Origin of the sequence: Burkholderia paludis (genome assembly GCF_000732615.1) — a bacterium.
Lineage (GTDB): Bacteria > Pseudomonadota > Gammaproteobacteria > Burkholderiales > Burkholderiaceae > Burkholderia > Burkholderia paludis.
Genome location: NZ_JPGL01000033.1, coordinates 24,580 through 49,948, shown reverse-complemented (window position 1 = coordinate 49,948; position 25,369 = coordinate 24,580). Strand labels below are relative to the sequence as shown.

Sequence of the window (25,369 nt, the reverse complement as noted above, 5' to 3'; positions counted from 1 at the left end):
CAAGACGAACGAGGCCGCAAAAAAAAAAGTCGGCGCGCGGGCTGTACATTTTCGTGCGCCAATCGTCATCAGGGTATCGCTTGTTCTCTTGCCGGCTCGCGCCGGATCGACATGGCCACCCAGACCGCACTTTCCGCTCATCCGACCCCCGTTCCGGCGCCGCCGGTCCACGACCTGATCCGCGAACGCGTACGCGAGCGGCCCGACGCGCCGGCCGTCATCGACGGCGCGCAGCGGCTCACCTACGCCGAGCTCGATGCGGCCTCCGATGCGCTCGCGGCGCGCCTCGTCGCGCGCGGCGCGGGGCCGGAAACGCCGGTCGGCGTGACGGTCCGGCGTTCGGCCGGCCTGTTCGTCGCGTTGCTGGCCGTGCTGAAGGCCGGCGCCGCGTTCGTGCCGCTCGACGCCGCGTATCCGCGCGAGCGCCTCGACTATATCGCCGCCGACGCGGGGATCGCGCTGTGGCTCGTCGGGCCCGGCGTCGACGTGTCGCCGGGCTTCGACGCCGCGCGCGTCGTGCGCCTCGACGCGACGGACGACGGCGCGCCGGCGGCCGCCGCGCGGCTGCCGGCCGCCGTCCACGAACGGCAGCTCGCCTACCTGATCTACACGTCGGGCTCGACCGGCGCGCCGAAGGGCGTCGCGGTCGAGCACGGGCCGCTGTCGATGCACTGCCGCGCGATCGTCGAGCGCTACGGCATCGTCGAGCGCGACGTCGTGCTGCATTTCGCGTCGGTGAACTTCGACGGCGCGCACGAGGGCTGGCTCGCGCCGCTGGTCGCGGGCGCGGCGATCGTCGTGAGCGGCGACGCCCTGTGGGACGCCGCGCAGACGGTCGACGCGATCCGCCGCGAAGCCATCACGGCGGTGGCGTTCCCGCCATCGTACCTGCGCCAGGTCGCCGAATGGTGCGCGGAGCACGACATCCGGCTGCCGAGCGTGCGCTCGTATACGACGGGCGGCGAGGCGATGTCGCGCGAAACGCATGCGGTGATCGACGCCGCGCTCGCGCCGCCGAGGCTCGTCAACGGCTACGGGCCGACCGAGACGGTGATCACGCCGCTGCTGTGGACCAGCCACGATCCGTCGGGCCTCGGGGACAGCGCGTATCTGCCGATCGGTACGCCGGTCGGCGCGCGCCACGTCGCGCTCGATCCGGCGGCCGGCGACGACACGCCGTCCGATCGGCCGCGCGGCGAACTGCTGATCGGCGGCTACGGCGTCGCGCGCGGCTATCACCGGCGCCCGGCGCTCACGGCCGAGCGCTTCGAGCCGGATCCCGACGGCGCGCCGGGCGCGCGCCGCTATCGCAGCGGCGACCTCGTCGAAGCACTGCCGGCCGGCGGTTACGCGTATCTCGGCCGCACCGACGACCAGATCAAGCTGCGCGGGCTGCGCATCGAGCCGGGCGAGATCGAGCGCTGCCTGCTCGGCTGCGACGGCGTGCGCGAAGCGGCCGTGGTGGTGCGCGACACGCCGGCCGGCCGCCAGCTCGTCGGCTATCTCGCGTCGGGCCGCGCCGCGCTGCCCGATGTCGACGCGGCGCGCGAACGATTGCGCGCGAGCCTGCCGCCGCACATGGTGCCGTCGAGCCTCGTCGCGCTGGCCGCGCTGCCGCGCCTGCCGAACGGCAAGCTCGACCGGCTCGCGCTGCCCGCGCCCGTCGCGCCGCGCGCCGCCTACCGCGCGCCGTCGACCGACGTCGAGCGGGCGCTCGCCGCGCTCTGGCAGGCGCTGTTCGGCGTCGAGCAGGTCGGCGCGGACGACCACTTCTTCGAACTGGGCGGCGACTCGCTGAGCGCCGCCAGCCTGCAGGCGCGCATCCGCGAAAGCCTGCACCCCGAATTCGAGCTGGCCGCGTTGTTCGACACGCCGCGGCTCGCGGACCTTGCCGCGCGCATCGCGCGCGAGCGCGGCGCGGCGCAGGACGCCGAAGCCGATGCGCTCGCCGAGATCGACGCGTTGTTGAATGCAGAGGAGAGCGCCACCCATGCAGTCCCCCGATAAACACGCGCTCGCGCGCCGAATCGCCGCCCTCGCGCCCGACGCGCGCGCACGCCTGCTCGACGCGCTCGCGCAGAAGGGTATCGCGTTCTCGATGCTGCCGATCGTGCCGGCCGCGACGCGCCATGCGGCTGCGCCGCTGTCGTTCCAGCAGCAGCGGATGTGGTTCCTGTCGCGCGTCGGCGGCGCCGAGGCCGCGTTGCACATCCCGGGATTGCTGCGCTTCGACGGCGCGCTCGACCGGGCGACGCTGCAGCGCAGCCTCGATGCGCTGGTCGCGCGTCACGACACGCTGCGCACCCGCTTCGCGGAAGACGACGCGGGCGTGCCCTGGCAGACGGTCGACGCGCATGCGGGCGTGCCGCTCGACGTGACCGACCTGCGCGACACGCCGGCCGACACGCGCGAGGCGCGGGCCCGCGCGCTCGCCCGCGACGACGCGAACCGGCCGTTCGATCTCGGCCGCGCGCCGCTGCTGCGCGCCCGCGCGATCGTGCTGGCCGACGATTGCCACTGGCTCGCGCTGACGATGCATCACATCGTGTCCGACGGCTGGTCGGGCGACATCCTGCTGCGCGAGCTGGGCGCGCTGTACGCCGCGTTCGCGCGCGGCGACGACCCGGCGGCGCTGCCGCCGCTGCCGCTCGGCTATGCCGACTATGCGCTGTGGCAGCGCGACCTCGCGTCCACCGGCGTGTTCGAACGGCAGCTCGCGTACTGGCGCGAGCGGCTCGGCGCGCAGGCCGCACGACTGCCGCTCGCGACCGACCGGCCGCGCGGCGCGGTGCAGAGCTTCGAGGGCGCGCGGCTGCGCTTCACGCTGCCGGCCGCGTTGTCCGCCCGCCTGCGCGCGCTTGCGCAGGCGCGCGACACGACGCTCTTCAACGTGCTGCTCGCGGTGCTGCATGCGACGCTCGCGCGGCTGAGCGGCGAGACCGACATCCGGATCGGCGTGCCGAGCGCGAACCGCGCGCGCGCCGAACTCGCGCCGCTCGTCGGCTTTTTCGTCAATACGCTCGTGATCCGCGCGACGCCCGCGCCCGATACGCCGTTCGACGCGCTGCTCGCGGAAGCCGGGCAGGCGATGCGCGACGCGCATGCGCATCAGGACGTGCCGTTCGAGCAGATCGTCGAGGCGTTGCAGCCGGACCGCAGCCTCGCCGCGAACCCGCTGTTCCAGGTGAAGTTCACGCAACAGCTGCCGCTCGTCGCGCATGCGCTGGCCGACGGCCTGACCGTGACGCCGCTCGCGCTCGACGACGACGCGACGCGCTTCGATCTCGGCCTCGACGTGACCGATCTGCCGGACGGCGTCGAAGGCGTCGTCAGCTATGCGCGCGCGCTGTTCGACCCGGCGACCGTCGCACGCTTCGCCGACGCATTCGCGGGCATCGCCGCGCAGGTCGCGGACGCGCCGGACACGCCGGTCGGGCAGCTCGCGCTGCCCGGCGCGCGCGACGGCGCGCACGGCGCCGCGCGCACTTGGCCGCACGGCGACGTGCTGGCCGCATGGCGCGCGCATGTCGCCGCGCGTCCCGATGCGCTCGCGCTGCATGCGGAAGGCGCCGGCGAAGTCAGTCGTGCGGCGCTCGACCGCGCGACCGACCGGATCGCGGCCGTGCTCGCCGCTCGCGGCGCGCGCGCCGAAACGCGGGTGGCATTGTGCGCGCCGCGCTCGGCCGCGTTCGCGATGGGCCTGATCGGCATCCTGAAGACGGGCGCCGCGTACGTGCCGCTCGACCCGACGCTGCCGGCCGCACGGCTTGCCGAGATGGTGGCGGACAGCGGCGCCGTCGCCGTGCTGGGCTTCGGCGCGGGCGCCGATGCGCTGCGCGCGGCCGGCTGCACGCCGGTGCTGCTGACCGACGATCCGGCCGCGCCGCTCGCGCAGGCCGACGCGGAGGCAGTGGCCGGCGCGCCGGCCTTCGTCGCGCCGCCGATCGAGCCGCGCCAGGCCGCCTACCTGATCTACACGTCGGGCTCGACCGGCAAGCCGAAGGGCGTCGTCGTCAGCCACGGCGCGCTCGCGGACTACGCGCTCGGCGTCGTCGAGCGGTTCGGCTGGGGCGACGACCTGCGCATGGCGATGGTGTCGACGGTCGCGGCCGATCTCGGGCACACGGTGCTGTTCGGCGCGCTTGCCAGCGGCTCCGCGCTGTACCTGCCCGACGCCGAATGCGCGTTCGATCCGGGCCGGTTCGCGGACTACGTCGCGCGCCATGCGATCGACGTGCTGAAGATCGTGCCGAGCCACCTGGCCGCGCTGCTGCAGGGCGACCGCCCCGAGCGCGCGTTGCCCGCCCGCGCGCTCGTGCTCGGCGGCGAACCGCTGCCGATGGCGCTCGCCGAGCAGGTTCGCGCGCTTCGGCCCGCGTGCCGGATCTTCAATCACTACGGGCCGACCGAGACGACGGTCGGCGTGCTCGCCGCGCAGGTCGAGCCGCGCGCGGGCGGGGCCGAGGTGCCGGTCGGTCGGCCGCTGCCGAACGCGTACGCGCAGATCCTCGACGCGCGGCTCGAACCGGTGCCGGCCGGCGTCGACGGCGAGCTGTATCTCGGCGGCCCGGGCGTCGCGCGCGGCTATCTCGGCCGCCCGGCGCTGACCGCCGAGCGCTTCGTGCCCGACCCGCGCGGAACCGGCGAGCGCCTGTACCGCAGCGGCGACCGGGTGCGCTGGACCGACGACGGGTCGATCCTGTTCGTCGGCCGCGCGGACGATCAACTGAAGATTCGCGGCTACCGGGTCGAGCCGCGCGAGGTCGCACACGTGCTGCGCAACCATCCGGACGTCGCGCAGGCCGAGGTGATCGGCGCCGCGCGCGACGACGGCGCGCAGCAACTGCTCGCGTACGTCGTGCCGCGGGCCGGCGTGTCCGCCGATCCGGCCGCGTGGCGCGCGCATCTCGCCGCGCATCTGCCCGACTACATGGTGCCCGCGCACGTGCTCGCGATCGAGCGCATGCCGCTCACGCCGAACGGCAAGCTCGACCGGCGCGCGCTGCCGCAGCCGCAGCCGGCCGCCGCACCGGCCGCGGACGACGCACCGCCCCAGGGCGAACTGGAAACGACGCTCGCGCAGCTCTGGCAGCAGGTGCTGCGCGTGCCGTCGGTCGGCCGCCACGCGAATTTCTTCGATCTCGGCGGCGACTCGATCCTGAGCCTGCAGATCATCGGCCGCGCGCGTCGCGCGGGGATCAAGCTGACGCCGCGCCAGGTGTTCGAGCATCAGACGATCGCGGCGCTCGCGCAGGTCGCGACGCCGCTAGCGGCGGCGCCCGCCGCCGGCGCGCCGCGCGCCGCCGCTCCGGCGGCGAACGCGGGCGGCGACTGGACGCCGACGCCGGCGCAGGCGCGCTTCTTCGCGCTGGATCTGCCGAATCCCGCGCACTGGAACCAGTCGGTGCTGGTGCGCACGACCGCGTCGCTCGATCCGGCCGCGCTGGACGCCGCATTCCGGGTGCTCGTCGCGCGTCACGCGGCGCTGCGCCTGAGCGCGCAGCGCGATGCGGCCGGCGCCTGGCGCATGCGCGAAGCGTTCGACGCCGCGCAGGCCGCGAGCCGCGCGTCCTGCGTCGCGCAGGTCCGCGCGCGCGATCTCGCCGACCTCGACGCGCAGTGCGATGCCGCGCAGCGCAGCCTCGATCTCGCGGCCGGCACGACGCTGCGCGCGCTGCACGCGACGCTCGACGACGGCGGCGCGTACCTGTTCGTCGCGATTCACCATCTGGCGATCGACGGGGTGTCGTGGCGCGTGCTGTTCGACGAACTCGAGCATGCGTACCGGCGCATCGTCGCGGGCGACACGGCCGCGTTGCCGGATGCCGGCGTCGCCGCGCATGCGTGGGCGGCCGACTGGCGCGCACGGCTCGCCTCCGGCGCGCTGGCCGCGTCGGCTGACGCATGGCTGCGGGCCGGCGACGGCGCCCGCGCGTGGCCGCTCGACAGCCTCGCGGGCACGGCCGGGCCGGGCGCCGCCCGCACGGGCCGCGCGCATCGCGCGCTCGACGCGTCGTTGACGCGCGCATTGCTCGCGCTGCCGGGCAGCGCGCGCCGGCTGCACGTCGACGATCTGCTGCTGACCGCGTTCGCACAGGCGCTCGCGCACACGGCCGGCGTCGCGGACGCCGACGTGTGGGTCGAGGTCGAGGGCCACGGCCGCGACGAGCTGCCCGGCGCGCCGGATTGCGCGCGCAGCGTCGGCTGGTTCACGAGCCTCTATCCTGTCGCGTTGCGCGCGTCGGCCGACCCGGCCGCGGCGCTCACGCACAATCGCCAGCAACTGCGCGCGACGCCGGACGACGGCGTGAGCTTCGGCCTGCTGCGCGAACTCGGCGACGACGCGACGCGCGCACGGCTGCGCGCGCTGCCGCTGCCGAACCTGCGCTTCAACTATCTCGGCCGCGTCGACGCGGGGCTCGACGGCGACGACGACGGGCTGTTCGCGCTGGCCGATGCGCCGCACGGCGCGGAACGCGATCCGGGCGCCGCGCCGTCGGCCGCGCTCGCGCTCGATGCGCGCGTGCAGCGCGACCGGCTGCGGGTCGACCTGACCTTCGACACGGCGCGCTGCGACGCGCAACGGGTCGACGCGCTCGCGGACGCGTTCGCCAACGCGCTCGCCGCGCTGGTCGAGCGGGCCGGACGCGACGATTTCGCGACACTCGCGCCGGCCGATTTCCCGGTCGCGGCGCTCGATGCCGCGGGCCTCGCGGCACTGGGCCTGCCGCCCGCGCGCGTCGAGGATATCTATCCGCTGTCGCCGATGCAGCGCGGCATCCTGTTCGAAGTGCAATACGCGCCCGACGACGCCCGCTACCTGAACCAGTTCGAGCTGACGCTCGACGCGCCCGACCTCGCGCGCTTCGAGGCCGCGTGGGATGCGACGGTGGCGCGCCATCCGGTGCTGCGCACCGCGCTCGCGAAACTGGCGGACGACGGCGCCGCGCCGATGCAGTGGGTCGACCGCACGGCGCGGATGCCGCTCGCACGCGTCGACCTGCGCGCCGCCGCCGATCCGGCGCGCGCGCTCGACGAATACGCGGCGAGCCAGCGCGAGACGCCGTTCGACCTCGAACAGGCGCCGCTGATGCGCGCGGCGCTCGTGCAGTTGCCGGGCGAGCGCTACCGCTTCCTGTGGACGCGCCATCACCTGCTGCTCGACGGCTGGAGCAGCGCACGCGTGCTGGCCGAAGTCGTCGGCCGCTATCGGGCGCCCGACACACCCGACTGGGCGGGCGCGCCGCCGCGCTATCGCGACTATCTCGGCTGGCTGGCCGCGGACCCGGAACGCAGCGGCGACGGTGCGTCGCTCGGCGCCGCGAGCGCCGCGTTCTGGGCGCCGCGCATCGGTGCGCCCGATGAGCCGACGCTGCTCGCGGGCGCGCTGGCCGCGCCCGCCGTGGCGCCCGCCGTGCGGCACGCGCAGGCGGACGTCGCGTGGAGCAGCGACGAAACGGCCGCGCTGGCCGCATTCGCCCGCACCCGGCGGCTGACGCTGAACACGCTGCTGCAGGGCGCGTGGCTCGTGCTGCTCGCGCGCTACACGGGCCAGTCGACCGTTGCATTCGGTGCGACCGTCGCGGGCCGCCCCGATGCGGTCGCGGGGGCGCAGGAGATGGTCGGCCTGTTCATCAACACGCTGCCGATCGTGCGCGACGTGTCGCCCGGGCAGGCGCGCGACGCATGGCTGCACGCGCTGCAGGACGAAAACCTCGCGCTGCGCGAGCACGAGCACGTGCCGCTCGCGGCGATCCAGCGGCTGCGGGCGGGCGCCGGCGCGGCGTTCGACACGCTCGTCGTGTTCGAGAACTATCCGCTCGACGCGTCGCTGCTCGCGCACGGCGACGACCCGCGCGCGCTGCGCTACACGGACCTCGCGACCGCCGAGACGACCGGCTATCCGCTGAGCGTCGTCGCGACGGTGGAGTCCGCGCTGCGCGTGCGCTTCAACTACGACGCGACGCGTTTCGCGCCGGACGCGATCGACCGGCTCGGCGCGCATCTGCGCGAAGCGCTGCGGGCGCTGGCCGCACCGTCGACCGCGACGCTCGGCGACATCGCGCTGCTCGACGCGCCGCAGCGCACGCAGATCGCCGCGTTCAGCCGCGGCCCGCGCCTGCCGGATACCGCGCGGCCGGTGCCGGAGCGCATCGCGGCGACGGCACGGCGCGTGCCCGGCGCGGTCGCGCTCGTCTGCGGCGATACGCAGCTCGATTACGCGACGCTCGAGCAGCGCAGCGACCGGCTCGCCCGGCGGCTGCGCGCGCTCGGCGTCGGCGTCGAGGATCGCGTCGCGATCGCGATGCAGCGCGGCGTCGACATGCCGGTCGCGATGCTCGCGGTGTGGAAGGTCGGCGCGGCCTATGTGCCGCTCGACCCCGAATATCCGCTCGATCGCATCGCCTACGTGCTCGAGGATGCGGGCGTGCGCGCCGCGATCGCGGACGACGCGGGCCGCGCGCGCCTGCCGGCCGGGCCGGGCGTGCCGATCGTCGCGCCGGAGCAGGATGGCCGGGACGACGGCGGCGACGCCGCGCCGTTCGCCGCGGCCCGCATCGCGCCGGGGCAGGCCGCCTATGCAATCTACACGTCGGGTTCGACGGGGCGTCCGAAAGGCGTCGTCGTCACGCACGACGCGCTCGCGAACTTCATCTGCGCGATGCAGGCGGCGCCCGGCCTGGAGGCGACCGACACGCTTGTCGCGGTCACGTCGCTGTCGTTCGACATCGCGGTGCTCGAACTGATCCTGCCGCTCGTCGTCGGCGCACGCGTGCACATCGCGCGTCACGACGAGGCGCGCGATCCGGCCTTCCTCGTGCGCGCGCTCGCCGGCGCACAGGTCATGCAGGCGACGCCCGCGACCTGGCGCATGCTCGTCGAGGCCGGCTGGCGGCCGGCGCCCGGGCTGCGGATGTTCTGCGGCGGCGAGGCGCTGCCGGCCGATCTCGCCCGCGCGCTCGCGGCGCCCGGCACGCAGCTGTGGAACCTGTACGGCCCGACCGAGGCGACCGTGTGGACGAGCGCCGCGCGGATCGACACGGTCGAGCCCGTCAACCAGTCGATCGGCGGCCCGATCGCGAACACGACGCTGTACGTGCTCGATGCCGCGCTGCAGCCGGCGCCGCTCGGCGTCGCGGGCGAGGTGTATCTCGGCGGCGCGGGCCTCGCACGCGGCTATCACGGGCGGCCGTCGCTCACGGCCGAGCGTTTCGTGCCCGATCCGTTCGCGGCCGACGGCACGCGGATGTACCGCACGGGCGACCTCGCGCGCTGGCGCCCGGACGGCGGCGTCGAATACCTGAGCCGGATCGACCATCAGGTCAAGGTGCGCGGCTTCCGGATCGAACTCGGCGAGATCGAGGCGGTGCTCGCCGCGGCCGAGGGCGTGCGCCAGGCGGTCGTGATCGCGCGCGACGGCCCCGGCGGCCCGCGCCTGCTCGCGTACGTGTGCGCGGCGCCGGACGTCGCGCCCGATGTCGCGCGGCTGCGCGACGCGCTCGCGCAGCAGTTGCCGGCGTACATGCAGCCTGCGCACATCGCGGTGCTCGACGCGCTGCCGCTCACGCCGAACGGCAAGCTCGACCGGCGCGCGCTGCCCGAGCCGCCCGCCGTGCGAGGGCCGGCCGGGCAGGCGCCGCGCAGCGCGTTCGAGGACGAGATGGCGGCGGTCTGGGAGCCGCTGCTCGGCGTCGACGCGATCGCGCCGGACGACGATTTCTTCGCGCTCGGCGGCCATTCGCTGCTGGCCACGCGGCTCGTCGCGCAGGTGTCGCGGCGTTTCGCGGTCGACGTGCCGCTGCGCGCCGTGTTCGAGGCGTCCACGCTGCGCGCGTTCAGCGCGCGCGTCGAGGCCGCGCGCGGCGACGCGGGCGTCGCGCTGGCCGGGCTCGGGCAGCTCGACGCGCTGCTCGATGCGCTCGGCGCCGACTGAGCGGGGCGGCCGGGCCGCTCAGTCGGCCCGGCAAATAGAATTAGTGTTGCGAATAAGAGTGATTATTATTTACAATTCCGGGGTTATTTTTGGGATGCCGGTCTGTTACCGGTCGGGGCAGGGGGGCGCCAGGGCGGTTTCGGCGCGCAATGGATAAACGGGGAAGCGATGCGAGCAGGGATGCAGAAGAAGACGATTGCCGTGCTGGTGGGTATGGCGGTGAACATGGTGCCGGCGTGGGCGGCGGATGCGGGCGCCGATGCGGCACCCGCCGCGCCGGCAGCGCCGGCGTCGGGTGCGGCGGCGAACGGCGTGCTGCCGACGATCGCGGTGAAGGATCGCAAGGAAACCGCGACCGGGCCGGTGCAGGGCTTCGTTGCGTACCAGGGCGCGTCGGCAACGAAGACGGATACGCCGCTGCACGAAACGCCGCAGTCGGTGTCGGTGATCGGGCGCGACCAGCTCGACGCACGCAACGTGACGAACCTGAACGACGCGCTGCACTACACGGCCGGCGTGACGACCTACTACAGCAACGACACGCGTAACGACGCGTTCAACATTCGCGGCTTCAGTTCCGACTTCTTCTATCTCGACGGCACGCGGATGCCCGCGGTGGCGGGGCGCGCCCTCGACCAGTGGCGCGTCGACCCGTACCAGCTCGAGCGCATCGAGGTGCTGAAGGGGCCGGCGTCGGTGATGTACGGGCTCGGCGAGCCGGGCGGCGTCGTCAGCATGGTGTCGAAGATGCCGACCGACTACCAGCGCGGCCAGGTCGACCTGCTGGCGGGCAGCTACAACCACTACGGGGTCGGCGTCGACACGTCGGGCCCGGTCGATGCGGACGGCCGCGTGCTGTACCGCTTCATCGCGCAGGAAACCTATTCGCAAAACCAGGTCGATTCGGTGCACGGCACGCGCACGCTGGTGGCGCCGTCGGTGACGATCCGGCCGAACGCCGACACGTCGCTCACGCTGATGGCGAGCTATCTGCGCGACGACACGATGGACTCGAACAATTTCCTGCCGTACTACGGCACGGTCGCGCCGACGAAGTTCGGCCAGCGGATCCCGACGAGCCTCGCGACCAGCAACCCGAACTACGAGAACTACGACAAGACGCAGTACTCGTTCGCGTACCTCTTCGAGCATCATCTCGGCACCGACTGGACGTTCAAGCAGAACTTCCGCTACTCGCACCTGGACCTCAACAACCAGGCGCTGTTCGGCTATTCGCTGAGCGCGGACCAGCAGACGATCCAGCGCGCGGCGATGAACCTGCAGTCGAGCTTCAACGTCGTCGACATCGACAACCAGTTGCTCGGCAAGGTCCGGACGGGCCCGGTCGAACACTCGCTGCTGTTCGGGTTCAACTACACGAACCAGAACTTCATGGACAACGAGGGGTACACGTACCGCGGCTACGCGCTGAACCTGTACAACCCGACCACCCTCAACGATCCGGTCATCGCGCCGTCGTTCAACGACACGCAGATGCGCCAGGTGCAGCGCCAGTTCGGCCTGTACGTGCAGGACCAGATGAAGTACAAGCGCTGGGTGCTGGTGCTGAGCGGGCGTGAGGACTGGGTGTCGTCGCGCACCGACGACAATCTCGGCGGCACGAGCACGTCGCAGCGCAACAGCGCGTTCAGCGGCCGCGCCGGGTTGATGTACCTGTTCGATTCGGGCTTCGCGCCGTACGTCAGCTATTCGACGTCGTTCCAGCCGGTGATCGGCAACGACGCGTACGGCAACCCGTACACGCCGCTGCGCTCGAAGCAGGTCGAGGTCGGCGTCAAGTACCAGCCGACCTTCATGAACGCGACGCTGACCGCCGCGCTGTTCGACCTGCGCCAGAACAACGCGCTGACGGCCTCGCCCGATCCGGCTTCCACCGGCAACGTCCAGACCGGCCAGATCCGCAGCCGCGGCCTCGAGCTCGAGGCGACCGCGGAGCTGACCGACAACCTGAAGCTGCTTGCCGCGTACACGCTGCAGGACGTGAAGATCACGCAAGGCAGCTCGGCGGACCCGACGGTCGGCAAGACGCCGACCGCGACGCCGCGCAACGTCGCGTCGCTGTGGCTCGACTACACGCTGTCGGGCGGCCCGCTGCGCGGCATGGGCTTCGGCGCCGGCGTGCAGTACATGGGTTCGAGCTATGCGACGAGCGACAACTCGCTGAGCGTCGGTTCGTTCACGGTTGCCGATGCGGCGGTTCACTACGACATTCCGCACTGGCGCTTCGTGCTGTCGGCGAACAACCTGTTCGACCGCACCTATGTCGCCCGCTGCGGCAATACCACGCGCTGCCAGTACGGTCAGCGTCGCAACGTGCTGCTGACTGCGCGCTATTCGTGGTAAACAGCATGATTTTGTGCTCGCAAGCCGTCGCCAGGGAGCCGTCATGCGCATGAACGATGTCCAGGTCGCGCCCGTCCTGCGCGCCGAAGGTCTCCACGTGAGGCTCGGCGCGCGGGTCGTGCTCGACAATCTGTCGGTCGGCTTCGAAGCCGGCCGCATTACCGCGCTCTGCGGGCCGAACGGCTGCGGCAAGAGCACGCTGCTGCGCTCGCTCGGCGGCCTGATCAAGCCATCCGCCGGGCGCGTGTGGCTGGACGGCCGGCCGCTCGGCGAGTTCGCGCCGCGCGAGCGCGCGCAGCGGCTCGCGATGCTCGCGCAGAATCCGCTCGTGCCGGAAGGCATGCTCGTCGAGGAACTCGTCGCGACCGGGCGTTATTGCTACACCGGGATCGCCGCCCGGCCGGGCGCCGACGATCGCGACGCCGTCGAGCGCGCGATCGAGCGCACCCATCTTCACGCGCTGCGCAAGCGCGATCTCGCCGAACTGTCCGGCGGCGAGCGGCAGCGCGCGTTCATCGCGATGGCGCTCGCGCAGGGCGGCCGCGTGCTGCTGCTCGACGAGCCCACCACCTTCCTCGACATTCACCACCAGGTCGACGTGCTGAAGCTGATCCGCGATCTCGCGCGCGAGATGGGGCTGACCGTCGTATGGGTGCTGCACGACCTGAACCAGGCCGCCGCATTCAGCGACGAGATCATGCTGATGCGCGACGGCGCGATCCGTGCGCGCGGCGAGCCCGACGCGATCATGCAGCCGGACGTGCTCGAACCCGTGTTCGAGACGCCGATGCGGCGCTTCACGGTCGACGGCGAACCGGTCTGCCTGCCGAGGCTCGGTACATGAGCGGCGCGGCACCGATTTCCGCCGCCGCGCGCGTGCGCGACGGCGCGGGCTTTGCCGCCCTGGTCGCGGCCAGCGTCGTCGCGCTCGTCGCGATGCTCGCGTGGAATGCGCTGTTCGCATACGGCGCGCCGGTCGAACGACTCGCGGCGCTCGCCGATCCGCACGGCGCGGCGTGGCGGCTGTTCGTCGACGCGCAGTTGCCGCGCGTGCTCGCCGGCGCGCTCGCCGGCGCCGCGTTCGGCATCGCGGGCGCGATGCTGCAGGCCGTCACGCACAATCCGCTCGCATCGAGCGACCTGCTCGGCGTGACGACGGGGGCGCAACTCGGCCTCGTCGCGACCTTCATCTGGCCCGCGCTGCCGGTGTCGCCCGCGATATTCGCGGGCGGGCTCGCGGCCGCCGCGCTGACGTTCGGCGTCGCGGGCGGCTGGCGCGCGTCGCCGCTGCGGATGACGCTGGCCGGCGCGGCCGTCGCGCTCGCGCTCAATGCATTGCTGACCCTCGTGCTGACGCTCAGCGACGATTCGGCGGTGAGCGTCGTGCTGTGGAGCACGGGCTCGCTGCAGCAGATCGGCGCGGACGGCGTCGCGATCGCGTGCGTGCTGGCGCTGCCGGCCTTCGCGCTCGTGCTGCTGCTCGCGCGCGGGCTCGACCTGATCCGCCTCGGCGACGATCAGGCCAGCCTGCTCGGGCTGCGGCCGCAGGCGCTGCGCGCGCTGTGCGTATTGCTCGCGACCTGGCTGACGGCGGTCGCGATCGGCCGTGCGGGCCCGGTCGGCTTCGTCGGGCTGATCGCGCCGAACCTGCTGCGCAGCGCGGGCGTGCACCGGCCGTCGCGGCTCGTGCCGCTGTCGGCCCTGTGGGGCGCGGTGCTGCTGCTCGTCGCCGACGCGGTCGTGATCGCGGCCGGCGACGACGGACTGATGCCGCTCGGCGTGACGACCGCGCTGATCGGCACGCCGGTGCTGCTGATGATCCTGCGCCGCACCGCGGCGCCGACGCCGGCGCGCCTGATGATGGGCGCGGTCGAGCGCACGGCCCGCACGCGCGCCGCGCCGCGCGGCTTCTTCATCGCCGGGGCGCTGGCGCTCGTCGTCGTCGCGCTGCTGACGGCTTCGCACGGCGCGAGCGGCGTGCCGTTCGGCGTGCTGGTGCGCGACTTCATCGCGGGCCGGCCGGAGGCGCTCGAGATCGTCGGGCTGCGCGTGCCGCGCACGCTGATCGCGATGCTGGGCGGTGCGTTGCTCGGCGCGAGCGGCATGCTGCTGCAGGGCATGACGCGCAATCCGCTCGCCGGCCCCGAAATGTTCGGCGGCACGGCCGCCGCGAGCCTCGTGATGCTGATCGTGATGCTGGTCGCCCCGGGTGCGACGGCGTCGGTCGCGTGGTGGGACGTCCCGCTCGCGTGGGCCGGTTGTGCGGCCGCGCTCGGGTTCGTCGTCGCGCTGAACTGGCGTACCGGGCTCGAGCCGATGCGGGTGACGCTGACCGGGCTCGCCTGCGCGGCGCTGCTCGCGGCGGTGCTGAACGTCGTGCTGCTGCAGTTTCACGTGCACATCACGCAGGCGCTGAGCTGGCTCGTCGGCAGCACCTATGCGCAAGGCTGGGGCGCGCTCGCCGCGATGCTGCCGTGGGCGCTCGCGAGCCTGCCGTTCGCGTGGCGCGCGGGCCGCTGGCTCGAGCTGCTGTCGCTCGGCGACGCGTCGGCATCGGCGCTCGGCCTCGACGTGCCGCGCGCGCGGCTCGCGCTGCTCGCGGTCGCGAGCCTGATGACGGCGACGGCCGTGGCCGGCACCGGGCCGGTCGCGTTCGCCGGGCTCATCGCGCCGCACGCCGCGCGCCTCGCGGGCCTGCGCGGGCAGCGGGCGCAGATTGGCGCCGCGATGCTGATCGGCGCGCTGCTGCTCGGCGTCGCAGATTGCGTGGGCCGCGTCGCGTTCGCGCCGCGCGACCTGCCGCTCGGCATCCTGACGGCCGCGCTCGGCGCGCCGTATTTCCTGTGGCTGCTCGCACGCAGCTATCTGAGGCGGGCGCGATGATGACGGCCACCGCTCCGGATTTCGGCGCGCTGCTCGCGCGCCCCGCGCTCGCGGATCTGCGCGACTATTGCACGTTCGAGGACGACGGCCGTCGCACGGTGCCGGGCGCGATCCTGCGCGACCCCGACGCGCTGGCGGCCGAACTCGCCCGCGCGGCCGAACGCGATCGCGAGGCGGGCGAGCGGTCCGCGTGCGCGGCGAGCGCGACGACTCCCGCGCGCCGTGCGGCGCTGATGCGCGCGTATGCGTCGGAATGGTCGATCTACTTCGCAGGCACGATGCTGTATCTCGTCGCGGTGCCGGCGCTCGTCGCCGACGCCGTTCCCGACCTGTCGCTCGACGCGCTCGCGTTCGCGCCGGACGGCTATCCGAAGCGCGCGCGCATCTCCCGCACGCTGCGGCCGACGCACGGCAGCCGCGCGGCGCGTTACGGCGCGCTGCTCGGGGAAACGTTTCCGGCCGCCGTCGACGCGCTGCATCGCGCGAGCGGGTTGAGCCGCGAGATTCTGTGGGTGAATTTCGCGTCGCGGATCGATTCGGTGTTCCTGTCGCTTGCCGAGCACGTGCCGGCGTTCGCCGAGGCGGCGCTGGCCGAGCGCGATGCGCTGCTCGATGGCGCGCACCTGTTCGATGCGCATACGGCGAATCCGTACCGCGATGCGTTCCGGATGCAGCACGACGTGCATCCGCTCGCGCCCGAGCCGTTTCGCGTGCGGCGCAACTGCTGCCTGCGCTACGCGTTCGACGACCACTACAAGTACTGCACGACCTGCCCGTTGCTGAAGAAGCTGCCGATTGCCGAGCGCGACGCGCATTTTGCGCGGCTCGCCGAGTACGTGGATCATCACGACCACGACCACGACCACGACCACGACCACGACCACGACCACGACCACGGGCACGGGCACGGGCATGACCATGACCATGACCATGACCATGCCGACGCGGGGAGGGCGCATGGTGAATGAACATCGCCGTCGCGTGATCGCGGCCGCGCTCGCGCTGCCGCTCGTCGGCTGCTCCGGCAGCGGACGCGTCGTTGCGACGCCGCTCGGCGTGCGCTCGCCCGATCTGCCCGCGCGGGCGCGGCGGATCGTGTCGCTCGAATTCGTGTTCACCGAAGCGCTGCTGAGCGTCGACGTGCCGCTCGTCGGCGCGGCCGACCCCGACGTCTACCGTAGCTGGGTCGGCATCGACGCGAACAAGCTGCAAGGCGTCGTCTCGGTCGGCACGCGCCAGCAGCCCGACCTCGAGGCGATCGCCGCGCTGCGTCCCGACCTGATCGTCGGCTACGCGCAGCGTCACGCGCGGATCGCCGATCGGCTGGCCGCGATTGCGCCGACGGTGATCTACGATCTCGAACCGGCCCCCGGTGAAGAGGACGCGTATGTCCGCCTGACGCGCGTGTTCGACGATCTCGTCACGCGGGTCGGCGCGGACGCGGCTGCCCGCCCCGTGCGCGACCGTCTCGATGCGGCGATCGCGGCCGCGCGTGCGCATGTGCATGCGGCGGGGCTCGACGGCCAGCCGACCGCGCTCGTCAATCCGCTGTCGGGCGGAGCCGGCTTCTGGGGCTTCGATCGCCGCAGCTCGGTCGGCGCGCTGCTCGACCACGTCGGCCTGCGTAATGCATGGTCGGGCACGTCGGAGCGGCGGATGGGCGTGCGGCTCGGATTCGACGCGCTCGTCGCGCATCCGGACTGGATGCTGCTCGTGCTCGACGGCGCCGACGCGCCGTTGTACCGCGAGCCGCTGTGGCGCGCGTTGCCGTCGGTGGAGGCCGGACGCGTCGCGTTCATGCCGCGCCGCACGTGGACGTTCGGCGGCCCCGTCGCGATGACCGCGTTCGTCGAGCGCGTCGACGCGGCGCTGAACGGCATCGCGCGCCGCCCGGCGGGCTGACGGGGCAGGCAGCGCACGCGCCGCGCGCGTGCGTCGTCTGCCGTTCGTCGCTCGTCTACCGAATCGATTGATCGAATCGATTCACCGCGCCGCGTCGCGTCACGCGACCGGCGCGCGGCTGTCGTCGACACCGCGTTTTTTCTTCAGACCCCGCCATTCCCGCGCGGTCCCGCGAACCCGCGCCGCGCGAAGCGGGCCGGCCTCCTGCCGGTTCGCGCGCGATTTTTCTGAATAATTTCCGTCGTCATTCGTCATCTGAGGAAGACGCCCATGTCGCTTTCGCGCGGCATGTCACAGATGCTTTTCACGACGCCATCATGAATCAGCCATCCGCCCAGGAATCCGCGGCCGCCGCCGCTCCCGATCGTCACGCGATCTCGCTGCGCTATGCGTCGCTGCCCGAAGACAAGCGGGCGCTGCTGCGCGCCCGCGTCGGCGAATTGCGGATCGATCCCGCGCAGCTTCCGATCGTGCCGATCGCCTCGTCGACGGCGCACGCGCCGCTCTCCGACAGCCAGACCCAGCTGTGGTTCCTGTCGCGGCTCGAACCCGACAGCGCGGCGTATCACATGAGCGGCGGCGTCCGCCTCGACGGTCCGCTCGACGTCGCGCGGGCGGCGGCGGCCGTGGCGGCGCTCGTCGAGCGCCACGAGACGCTGCGCACGCGCATCGTCGAGCATGACGGCGAAGCCGCGCAGGTCGTCGATGCGTTCGATCGCGCCACTGCGGCGGCTTATTGCGAGTACCACGACTTGCGGGGCGCGGACGGTATCGCGCCGGCCGATCGCGTCGCCGCGTTCGCGCAAACGTTCGCCGCCCGGCCGTTCGACTTCGAGCAAGGCCCGTTGTGGCGAATTGCACTCGTCGCGCTCGGCGAGCACGCGCATCTGCTGCTGCTGACGATGCACCACGTGATCTCCGACGGCTGGTCGATGAGCGTGCTCGTGCGCGATTTCGCACTGGCCTATGCGGACGGCGCCGCGGCGCATGCGCCGCTGCCCGTGCAGTTTCGCGACTGCGTCGTGTGGCAGCGCGAATGGCGCGACGCCGCGCGCGAAACGGCGGATCTCGACTACTGGCGCGAGCGGCTCGGCGAGCCGCTCGATCCGCTCGCGTTGCCGTACGACCGCACGCGCGACGGCGTGCGCGACACGCGCGGCGCGCGCGTCGTGCGCGCATTCGACGCCGCACGCACGCAGGCGCTGCGCACGTTCGTGCGCGAGCGCCGGGCGACCGTGTCGGCGGTGCTGCTCGCGATCTATGCGATCCTGCTCGCGCGTCACAGCGGCCAGCGCACGCTGCGCATCGGCATGCCGCTCGCGAATCGCGAGCGCGCGGAGACGGCCGACCTGATCGGCTGCTTCGTCAACACGATCGTCGTCGATGCGACGTTCGACGGCGCGACGACCTTCGATGCGTTGCTCGCGCAGATCCAGCAGCGCATCGCCGGCGCGCTCGCGCATCAGTCGGTGCCGTTCGCGCGCGTCGTCGAGGCGCTCCGGCCGGCCCCCGTGCCCGGCACGACGCCGGTGTTCCAGGCGATGTTCAACCTGCTCGAGGTCGCGGGCGACGGGCTGCCGTCGCTGCCGGGGCTGCGCGCGTCGGAGTGGCGCGCCGACGCGCCCGTCGCGCGTTTCGACATCACGCTCGACATCCGCGACGACGCGCGCGGTATCGAGTGCGCGTTCATCTATGCGACCGACGTGTTCGACGACGCGACGGTCGCGCGCATCGCGGACGACTACGCGAGCCTCGTCGACCAGATCGTCGGCGCGGCGGGCGGAATCGCGCTCGGCAGATTGCAGGTCGGTGCGGCGGCCCCGTCGCGGGCGCCGCTGTACTGGCCGTTCGTGTCGCTCGCCGAACGGATGTTCTCGATGGCCGGCGAACGGCCCGATGCGCGCGCGGTGCATGCGGCCGATGCGCAGCTCGACTATCGGCAGCTCGCCGGCGCGGTGCGCGCACTTGCCGCGCGGCTCGTGCGCGCGGGCGTCGGTGCGGAGGAGCGCGTCGGCGTTTGCGTGCAGCGCACGGCGGTGCTGCCCGTCGCGCTGTACGGCGTGCTCGCGAGCGGCGGCGCCTATGTGCCGCTCGATCCCGAGTATCCGCCGGAACGGCTGCGCTACATCGTCGAGGATGCGGGCATTCGCCGTGTCGTCGTCGATGCGCCATCGCACGCGCGCCTCGCGGCGCTGCTCGCGGGGCTCGACTGCATCGTCGTGTCGGACGACGACGTGCGCGCCGCCACGGCGCCCGCGACGCTCGCGCTGCCCGATCCGCAGCCGGACCAGCTCGCCTACGTGATCTATACGTCGGGCTCGACCGGCCGGCCGAAGGGGGTCGGCGTCACGCATCGCAACGTCGTGCGCCTGCTCGACGCGACCCATGCGGACTTCGGCTTCGGCCCGGACGACGCATGGAGCGTGTTCCATTCCTATGCGTTCGATTTCTCGGTCTGGGAACTGTTCGGCGCGCTGTCGTACGGCGGCGTCGCCGTGATCGTGCCGGTCTGGGTCGCGCGTTCGCCGCGCGATTTCCATGCGCTGCTGCGCGACGCGCGCGTCACCGTGCTGAACCAGACGCCGTCCGCGTTCCTGCCGCTCACGCAGGCCGAACTCGAACTCGACGCGCCGCTGCCCGACCTGCGCTGCGTGATCTTCGGCGGCGAAAAGCTCGAGCCGTCGTCGCTCGCGCGCTGGCTCGCCTGGCGCGGCCCGCGCGCGCCGCGCATCGTCAACATGTACGGGATCACCGAGACGACCGTGCACGTGACCGCGCGCGACATCGCGCTGGCCGACGCGACCCGTGCGCACGCGCCGAGCTTCATCGGCGAGCCGATCGCCGACCTGAGCCTGCAGGTGCTCGACGCCGACCTGAACCCCGCGCCGTTCGGCGTGTACGGCGAACTGTGCGTGGGCGGAGCCGGCCTCGCGCGCGGCTACCTCGGCCGCGCGGCGCTCACGGCCGAGCGCTTCGTGCCCGATCCGTTCGGCCCGCCCGGTGCGCGCCTGTATCGCTCGGGCGACGTCGCGCGGCGCCATGCCGACGGCGAACTCGAATACGTCGGCCGCAACGACGCGCAGGTGAAAATTCGCGGCTTCCGGATCGAGCCGGGCGAAATCCAGGCCGTGCTCGCGACGCATCCGGACATCCGCTCGGTCGTCGTGGTGCCGCGCGCCGATCCGCAGGGCGGCAAGCGGCTCGTCGCGTACTGGGTCGGCGCGGCGCTCGACACGGGCGCGCTGCGTGCGTTCGCGGCCGAGCGGCTGCCCGCGCACATGGTGCCGGCCGCGTTCATGCAGGTCGATGCGCTGCCGCTCACGCTCAACGGCAAGCTCGACGTGCGCGCGCTGCCCGAGCCGGTCGCATCGGCCGGCGCGCGCGAACATGTCGCGCCGTCGACGCCCGCGGAAATCGCGCTCGCCGAGATCTGGCGCGACGTGCTCGGCAGCGCCGCGCCGGGGGCCGCCGACGATTTCTTCGCACTGGGCGGTCATTCGCTGAGCGCGGTCAAGGTCGTTGCGCGCGTGCGCGAACGGCTCGGCGTCGCGCTGCCGTTGCAACAGGTATTCAACCTGCCCGTGCTGCGCGACTGCGCGGCGGAAATCGCGCGGCTGAAGCACGGCGACGCGGCGGCCCGCCCGGACGGCGCGGTGCGCTCGATGCACACGCCCGCGCCGATCGCGCGGCGTCCCGATACCGACGACGCGCCGCTGTCGCTCGCGCAGGAACGGATGTGGGTGCTGTGGCAACTCGAGCCCGACAGCCCCGCCTATCACGTGCCGGGCGCGGTGCGCCTGAAGGGCGCGCTCGACGCGGGCGCATTGCGCGCGGCGTTCGATCGCATCGTCGCGCGTCACGACGCGCTGCGCGCGACGTTCGTCGCGGTCGACGGCCGGCCGGTGCAGCGCATCGGCGCCGACGTCCGCTATGCGTGGCGCGCCGGGGCGGTGGCGCCCGACGCGCTCGCCGACACGCTGCGCGCCTGCGTGCGCGAGCCGTTCGATCTGGAGCACGGGCCGCTGCTGCGTGTGGCGCTGCTGTCGACCGGCCCCGACGAGCACGTGCTCGCGGTCGTCATGCATCACATCGTGTCCGACGGCTGGTCGATGAACCTGCTGATCGACGAGCTGTGCACGTGCTACGAGGCGTCGCGGCGCGGCGTCGAGCCGGTGCTGCCGCCGTTGCCGATCCAGTGCGCGGATCACGCGTACTGGGAACGCTCGAGCGGCGTGCGCGAGACCGATCTCGCGTGGTGGCTCGAACGTCTCGCGGGCGACGAACAGCCCGTGCTCGCGCTGCCGCTCGCACGGCCGCGTCCCGCGCAGCGCACCGGCGCGGGCGCACGCAGCATTCGCCGGCTCGACGGCGCCGACGCGCGCGTGTTGCGCGATGCCGCGCAACGTCACGGCACGACGCTGTTCATGCTGCTGCTGGCGTGCTACGAAGCGCTGCTGCATCGCTACAGCGGGCAGTCCGATCTGCGGATCGGCATTCCGGTCGCGAACCGCGAGCGGCTCGAGACCGAGTCGCTGATCGGCTTCTTCATCAATACGCTGGTGATTCGCGCGGACGTCGCGGCCGACCAGCCGTTCGACGCGCTGCTCGCGCAGACGCGCGCCGCCGTGCTCGACGCGCAGGCGCACGCGTCGGTGCCGTTCGCGCAGCTCGTCGACGCGCTGCAGCCGCAGCGCGATCTCGGGCTCACGCCGCTGTTCCAGGCGATGTTCAACCTGCAGGTCGTGCCGCCGGGCCAGTTCGCGACGCTGTCGGGCATCACCGTCGATGCGCTCGACCTGCCGGTGCTCGGCGGCGAGACCGCCCAGTTCGACCTGATGCTCGACGTGACCGACCAGGGCGATGCGCTGCGGCTGTCGTTCGGTTATGCGACCGACGTGCTCGATGCGGCGACGATCGATGCGTTCGCCGATCACTTCGTCGCGTGTGCGCGATTCGTCGCGAACGCGCCCGCGTGCGCGCTCGGCGCGCTTCCGCTCGCCGTGCCGGCCGGCGCGGCCGCCGCGCGTCCGTACCGGTCGGTGCCCGCGCGCGTGCTCGAACAGGCGCAAGCGCAGCCGGGCGCGATTGCGCTGCGTTCGCCGGCCACGCCGGCCGAGGCTGAATTCGACCGCGCGACGCTCGATGCGCGCGCCGCGCGCATCGGCGCCGCGTTGCGGGCGGCCGGCGCCGGCGTCGATACGTGCGTCGGCTTGTGCGTCGCGCGTTCGCCGTCGATGGTCGCCGCGCTGTTCGGCATCTGGCGCGCGGGCGCCGCGTTCGTGCCGCTCGATCCCGGATATCCGGTCGAACGGCTCGCGCAGATCGTCGAGGATGCGGGCATCGCGCACGTCGTGGTCGACCGCGCGAGCGCCGCGCAACTGCGCGACGTGCTCGCGGGGCTCACGCTGCACGTGGTCGAGGATCTCGCCGACGCCACGCTGCCGGCCGCGCCGCCGCACGATCCGCACCCGCTGCAGCTCGCCTACGTGATGTACACGTCGGGCTCGACCGGCAAGCCCAAGGGCGTCGCGATGACGCATGCGGCGCTGTCGGTGCATGTCGACGACATGCTCGTGCGCTTCGGCATCGACGCGGCCGACCGCGTGCTGCAGTTCTCGACGATCAATTTCGACGCGTCGCTCGAACAGCTGCTGCCCGCGCTGACGGTCGGCGCGCGCGTCGTGCTGCGCGGCCCCGACCTGTGGAGCTGGCCGGAATTCAACGCGGTGCTGCGCGACGAGGCCGTCACGGTCGCGGATCTGCCGACCGCGTTCTGGCAGCAATGGCTGCGCGACCTGCCGGCCGACCCGGCCGCGATGCGGCTCGTCACGGTCGGCGGCGAGGCGCTGAACGGCGAGGCGCTGGCGCGCTGGTTCGCAAGCCCGATGGGGCGCGTGCGTTTCGAGAACACCTATGGCCCGACCGAAGCCGCGATCTCGGCGCTGAGCCGCCACACTGGCGCGGCCGATGCGGATGCGCCGGTCGTGACGATCGGCACGCCGTATCCGGGGCGCGCGGCCTATGTGCTCGACGCGGCCGGGAATGCGATGCCGGACGGCGCGGCGGGCGAGCTGTGCCTCGGCGGCGAGGCGCTCGCGCGCGGCTATCTCGGCCGCCCGGCGGCGACCGCCGAACGCTTCAGGCCCGATCCGTTCGGCGCGCCGGGTGCGCGGCTGTACCGGACCGGCGACCTGTGCCGCGTGCGCGCGGGCGATCCGGCGCGTGCGGTCGATTATCTCGGCCGCGACGACCGCCAGGTGAAACTGCGCGGTTACCGGATCGAGCTGCCCGAAGTCGAAGGCGCGCTGCGTGCGCTGCCGGGCGTGCGCGAGGCGGTCGCGATCGTCGGCGGGACCGGCGACGACCGCAAGCTGTTTGCGTACGCGGTGGCGGACGCGGCCGGCGACGCGCTGCATGCGGCGCTCGCCCTGCGCTTGCCCGCGTACATGATGCCGGCCGCCGTCGTCGTGCTCGACGCGTTGCCGCTCACGCCGAACGGCAAGGTCGACAAACGCGCGCTGCCGCAGCCGCGGATCGAGCCGGTCGCGACGACGCATGAACCCGCCGCCGCGCGCGATGCGCGCGAAGCGCGGCTGCTGGCGATCTGGCGCGACGTGCTCGGCCGCGCGGACATCGGCGTCGACGACAACTTTTTCGCGCTGGGCGGCGATTCGATCCAGGCGATCCAGGCGATCAGCCGCGCCCGCGCCGACGGCCTGATGCTGACGGTGCGCGAGCTGTTCGAGCACCAGACGATCGCCGCGCTCGCGCAGCGCGTGCCGGAGCAGGCCGTGGCGCGCGCGTATCGCGAGATCGCGGGCCCGCTGCCGCTCGCGCCGATCCAGCAATGGTTCTTCGCCGAGCATCCGGACGGGCCGCGTCACTGGAACCAGTCGGTGCTGCTGGCGTCGGATACGCGCCTGCCGGCCGATCGGGTGGAAGCGGCCGTGCGCGCGGTGACGAGCCGTCACGACGCGCTGCGTTTGCGCTTCACGCGCGACGGGCAGGGTCGCTGGACGCAGCAGGTGGCGGCGCAGGAGCGTTTCGAGCTGGAACGTGTGGACCTGACGGGTGAAGGCGACTGGCGCGCGGCGCTGTCGTCGCATGGCGCGCGGGTGCAGGCGTCGCTGGATCTGGCGCACGGGCCGCTGTGGCGCGCGACGCTGTTCGACCTGCCGGAAGGCGGGTCGCGTCTGCTGCTGGTCGTGCATCACCTGGCGGTGGACGGGGTGTCGTGGCGGGTGCTGCTCGAGGAGCTGGGCCAGGCCTACGAACAGGTGTCGTCGGGCGCGCCGCTGGCGCTGCCGGAACGCAGCATGAGCTGGAGCGAGTGGAGCGACGCGCTGGCGGCGCACGCACAGAGCGACGCGGTTCGCGGCGAGCTGGATACGTGGCGCACGCAACTGTCGCCAACGTCGGGTTGGGATGATGCGCGGCGCGCGCGCGGCGGCCTGCCGCTGGCGGCGGCGCTGACGGAAGTGGACGCGACGCTGGGCGCGAGCCGGCTGATTCGCCGGAGCCTGGATGCGGCGAGCACGCGCGCGCTGCTTCAGGACGTGCCGGGTGCGTATCGCAGCCGGGTGGACGAAGTGCTGGTTGCGGCGCTGGTCGACGCGTTGTCGACGTGGAGCGGCGAGCAGGGCGTGCTGGTGGAACTGGAAGGCCATGGCCGCGAGGACGTGGTGGAAGGCGCGGACCTGACGCGCACGGTGGGCTGGTTCACGACGCGCTACCCGGTGTGGTTCGCGTCGCAGGGCGAGGGCGCACGGACGCTGGCCGGAGTGAAGGCGGCGCTGCGCGCGGTGCCGCACAAGGGGATGCACTACGGGGTGCTGGAATACCTGGCGCCCGAAGCGGAGCGTTCGGCGGTGCGCGCCATGCCGCGCGCGCAGGTGAGCTTCAACTACCTGGGCCAGTTCGGACAGGAAGGCGACCGGCGCGGCCCGATGCGGCTTGCCACCGGCGAACATGCCGGCGACGCGCTGAGTGCCGACGCCGCATGCCATTACGCACTGGAAATGAACGCACTCGTCGTCGACGGCGTGCTGTCGATCGACTGGCGCTACCTGCCGGCGCTGATCGATGCCGCGCACGCGACGGCGATCGTCGACGCGTTCGACGTGCTGCTCGCCGCGCTGATCGCGGCGCGGCCCGACGGACTCGCGCCGTTGCCCGACGAGCCTGCGCCGTCCGGTTTCGACAGCGACCTCGCCGACGACGATCTCGACGCGCTGCTCGACCAGATCGGCGACTGACGCGACGCCGCCTTCGGGCGGCGCATTCCGA

General features: G+C 73.0%; 9 protein-coding genes. 8 read left to right on the top strand and 1 reads right to left on the bottom strand.

Annotated elements, in window-relative coordinates; translation table 11 throughout:
- The first annotated feature begins 111 nt into the window (after window positions 1-111).
- The 7 genes from GQ56_RS0121275 to GQ56_RS0121245 all read left to right on the top strand — a co-directional run bounded on the left by GQ56_RS0121275 (window position 112) and on the right by GQ56_RS0121245 (window position 17,083).
- On the top strand, window positions 112-2,007 hold the full coding sequence (locus GQ56_RS0121275) for an amino acid adenylation domain-containing protein (RefSeq protein ID WP_031400550.1): 1,896 nt from the start codon (window positions 112-114) through the stop codon (window positions 2,005-2,007).
- Window positions 1,991-9,934 (top strand): non-ribosomal peptide synthetase, encoded by a 7,944-nt coding sequence (locus GQ56_RS0121270; RefSeq protein ID WP_052007285.1) that lies wholly within the window; start codon window positions 1,991-1,993, stop codon window positions 9,932-9,934. The genes GQ56_RS0121275 and GQ56_RS0121270 overlap by 17 nt, the downstream gene beginning before the upstream one ends.
- A 180-nt stretch (window positions 9,935-10,114) precedes the next feature.
- Window positions 10,115-12,298, top strand: a complete 2,184-nt coding sequence (locus GQ56_RS0121265) for a TonB-dependent siderophore receptor (protein ID WP_043301534.1) — start codon at window positions 10,115-10,117, stop codon at window positions 12,296-12,298.
- A gap of 43 nt (window positions 12,299-12,341) precedes the next feature.
- Window positions 12,342-13,142, top strand: a complete 801-nt coding sequence (locus tag GQ56_RS0121260) for an ABC transporter ATP-binding protein (protein WP_052001471.1) — start codon at window positions 12,342-12,344, stop codon at window positions 13,140-13,142.
- Window positions 13,139-15,181, top strand: coding sequence for an iron ABC transporter permease (locus GQ56_RS0121255; protein WP_043301532.1), 2,043 nt, complete (start codon window positions 13,139-13,141; stop codon window positions 15,179-15,181). The genes GQ56_RS0121260 and GQ56_RS0121255 overlap by 4 nt, the downstream gene beginning before the upstream one ends.
- Window positions 15,178-16,149, top strand: coding sequence for a siderophore-iron reductase FhuF (gene fhuF / locus GQ56_RS0121250; protein ID WP_081894935.1), 972 nt, complete (start codon window positions 15,178-15,180; stop codon window positions 16,147-16,149). The genes GQ56_RS0121255 and fhuF overlap by 4 nt, the downstream gene beginning before the upstream one ends.
- Window positions 16,139-17,083, top strand: a complete 945-nt coding sequence (locus GQ56_RS0121245; RefSeq protein WP_034199238.1) for an ABC transporter substrate-binding protein — start codon at window positions 16,139-16,141, stop codon at window positions 17,081-17,083. The genes fhuF and GQ56_RS0121245 overlap by 11 nt, the downstream gene beginning before the upstream one ends.
- A gap of 99 nt (window positions 17,084-17,182) precedes the next feature.
- Here GQ56_RS0121245 and GQ56_RS45605 read toward each other — a convergent pair whose 3' ends face one another.
- The gene (locus tag GQ56_RS45605; RefSeq protein WP_161788569.1) at window positions 17,183-17,338 is read right to left on the bottom strand and encodes a hypothetical protein; all 156 of its coding nucleotides are present in this window, start codon (window positions 17,336-17,338) and stop codon (window positions 17,183-17,185) included.
- A gap of 62 nt (window positions 17,339-17,400) precedes the next feature.
- Here GQ56_RS45605 and GQ56_RS0121240 point away from each other — a divergent pair, with 62 nt between their 5' ends.
- Complete coding sequence (locus GQ56_RS0121240; protein WP_052007284.1) at window positions 17,401-25,338, top strand: non-ribosomal peptide synthetase; 7,938 nt, start codon at window positions 17,401-17,403, stop codon at window positions 25,336-25,338.
- The last annotated feature ends 31 nt before the right edge of the window (window positions 25,339-25,369 follow it).

Excerpts from the sequence above, each read along its gene's own strand:
- GQ56_RS0121255 (WP_043301532.1), top strand. The coding sequence starts at position 13,139 with ATGAGCGGCGCGGCACCGATTTCCGCCGCCGCGCGCGTGCGCGACGGC.
- GQ56_RS0121245 (WP_034199238.1), top strand. The coding sequence starts at position 16,139 with ATGGTGAATGAACATCGCCGTCGCGTGATCGCGGCCGCGCTCGCGCTG.
- GQ56_RS45605 (WP_161788569.1), bottom strand. The coding sequence starts at position 17,338 with ATGACGAATGACGACGGAAATTATTCAGAAAAATCGCGCGCGAACCGG.
- GQ56_RS0121240 (WP_052007284.1), top strand. The coding sequence starts at position 17,401 with ATGAATCAGCCATCCGCCCAGGAATCCGCGGCCGCCGCCGCTCCCGAT.
- GQ56_RS0121275 (WP_031400550.1), top strand. The coding sequence starts at position 112 with ATGGCCACCCAGACCGCACTTTCCGCTCATCCGACCCCCGTTCCGGCG.
- GQ56_RS0121260 (WP_052001471.1), top strand. The coding sequence starts at position 12,342 with ATGCGCATGAACGATGTCCAGGTCGCGCCCGTCCTGCGCGCCGAAGGT.
- GQ56_RS0121270 (WP_052007285.1), top strand. The coding sequence starts at position 1,991 with ATGCAGTCCCCCGATAAACACGCGCTCGCGCGCCGAATCGCCGCCCTC.
- GQ56_RS0121265 (WP_043301534.1), top strand. The coding sequence starts at position 10,115 with ATGCAGAAGAAGACGATTGCCGTGCTGGTGGGTATGGCGGTGAACATG.
- fhuF (WP_081894935.1), top strand. The coding sequence starts at position 15,178 with ATGATGACGGCCACCGCTCCGGATTTCGGCGCGCTGCTCGCGCGCCCC.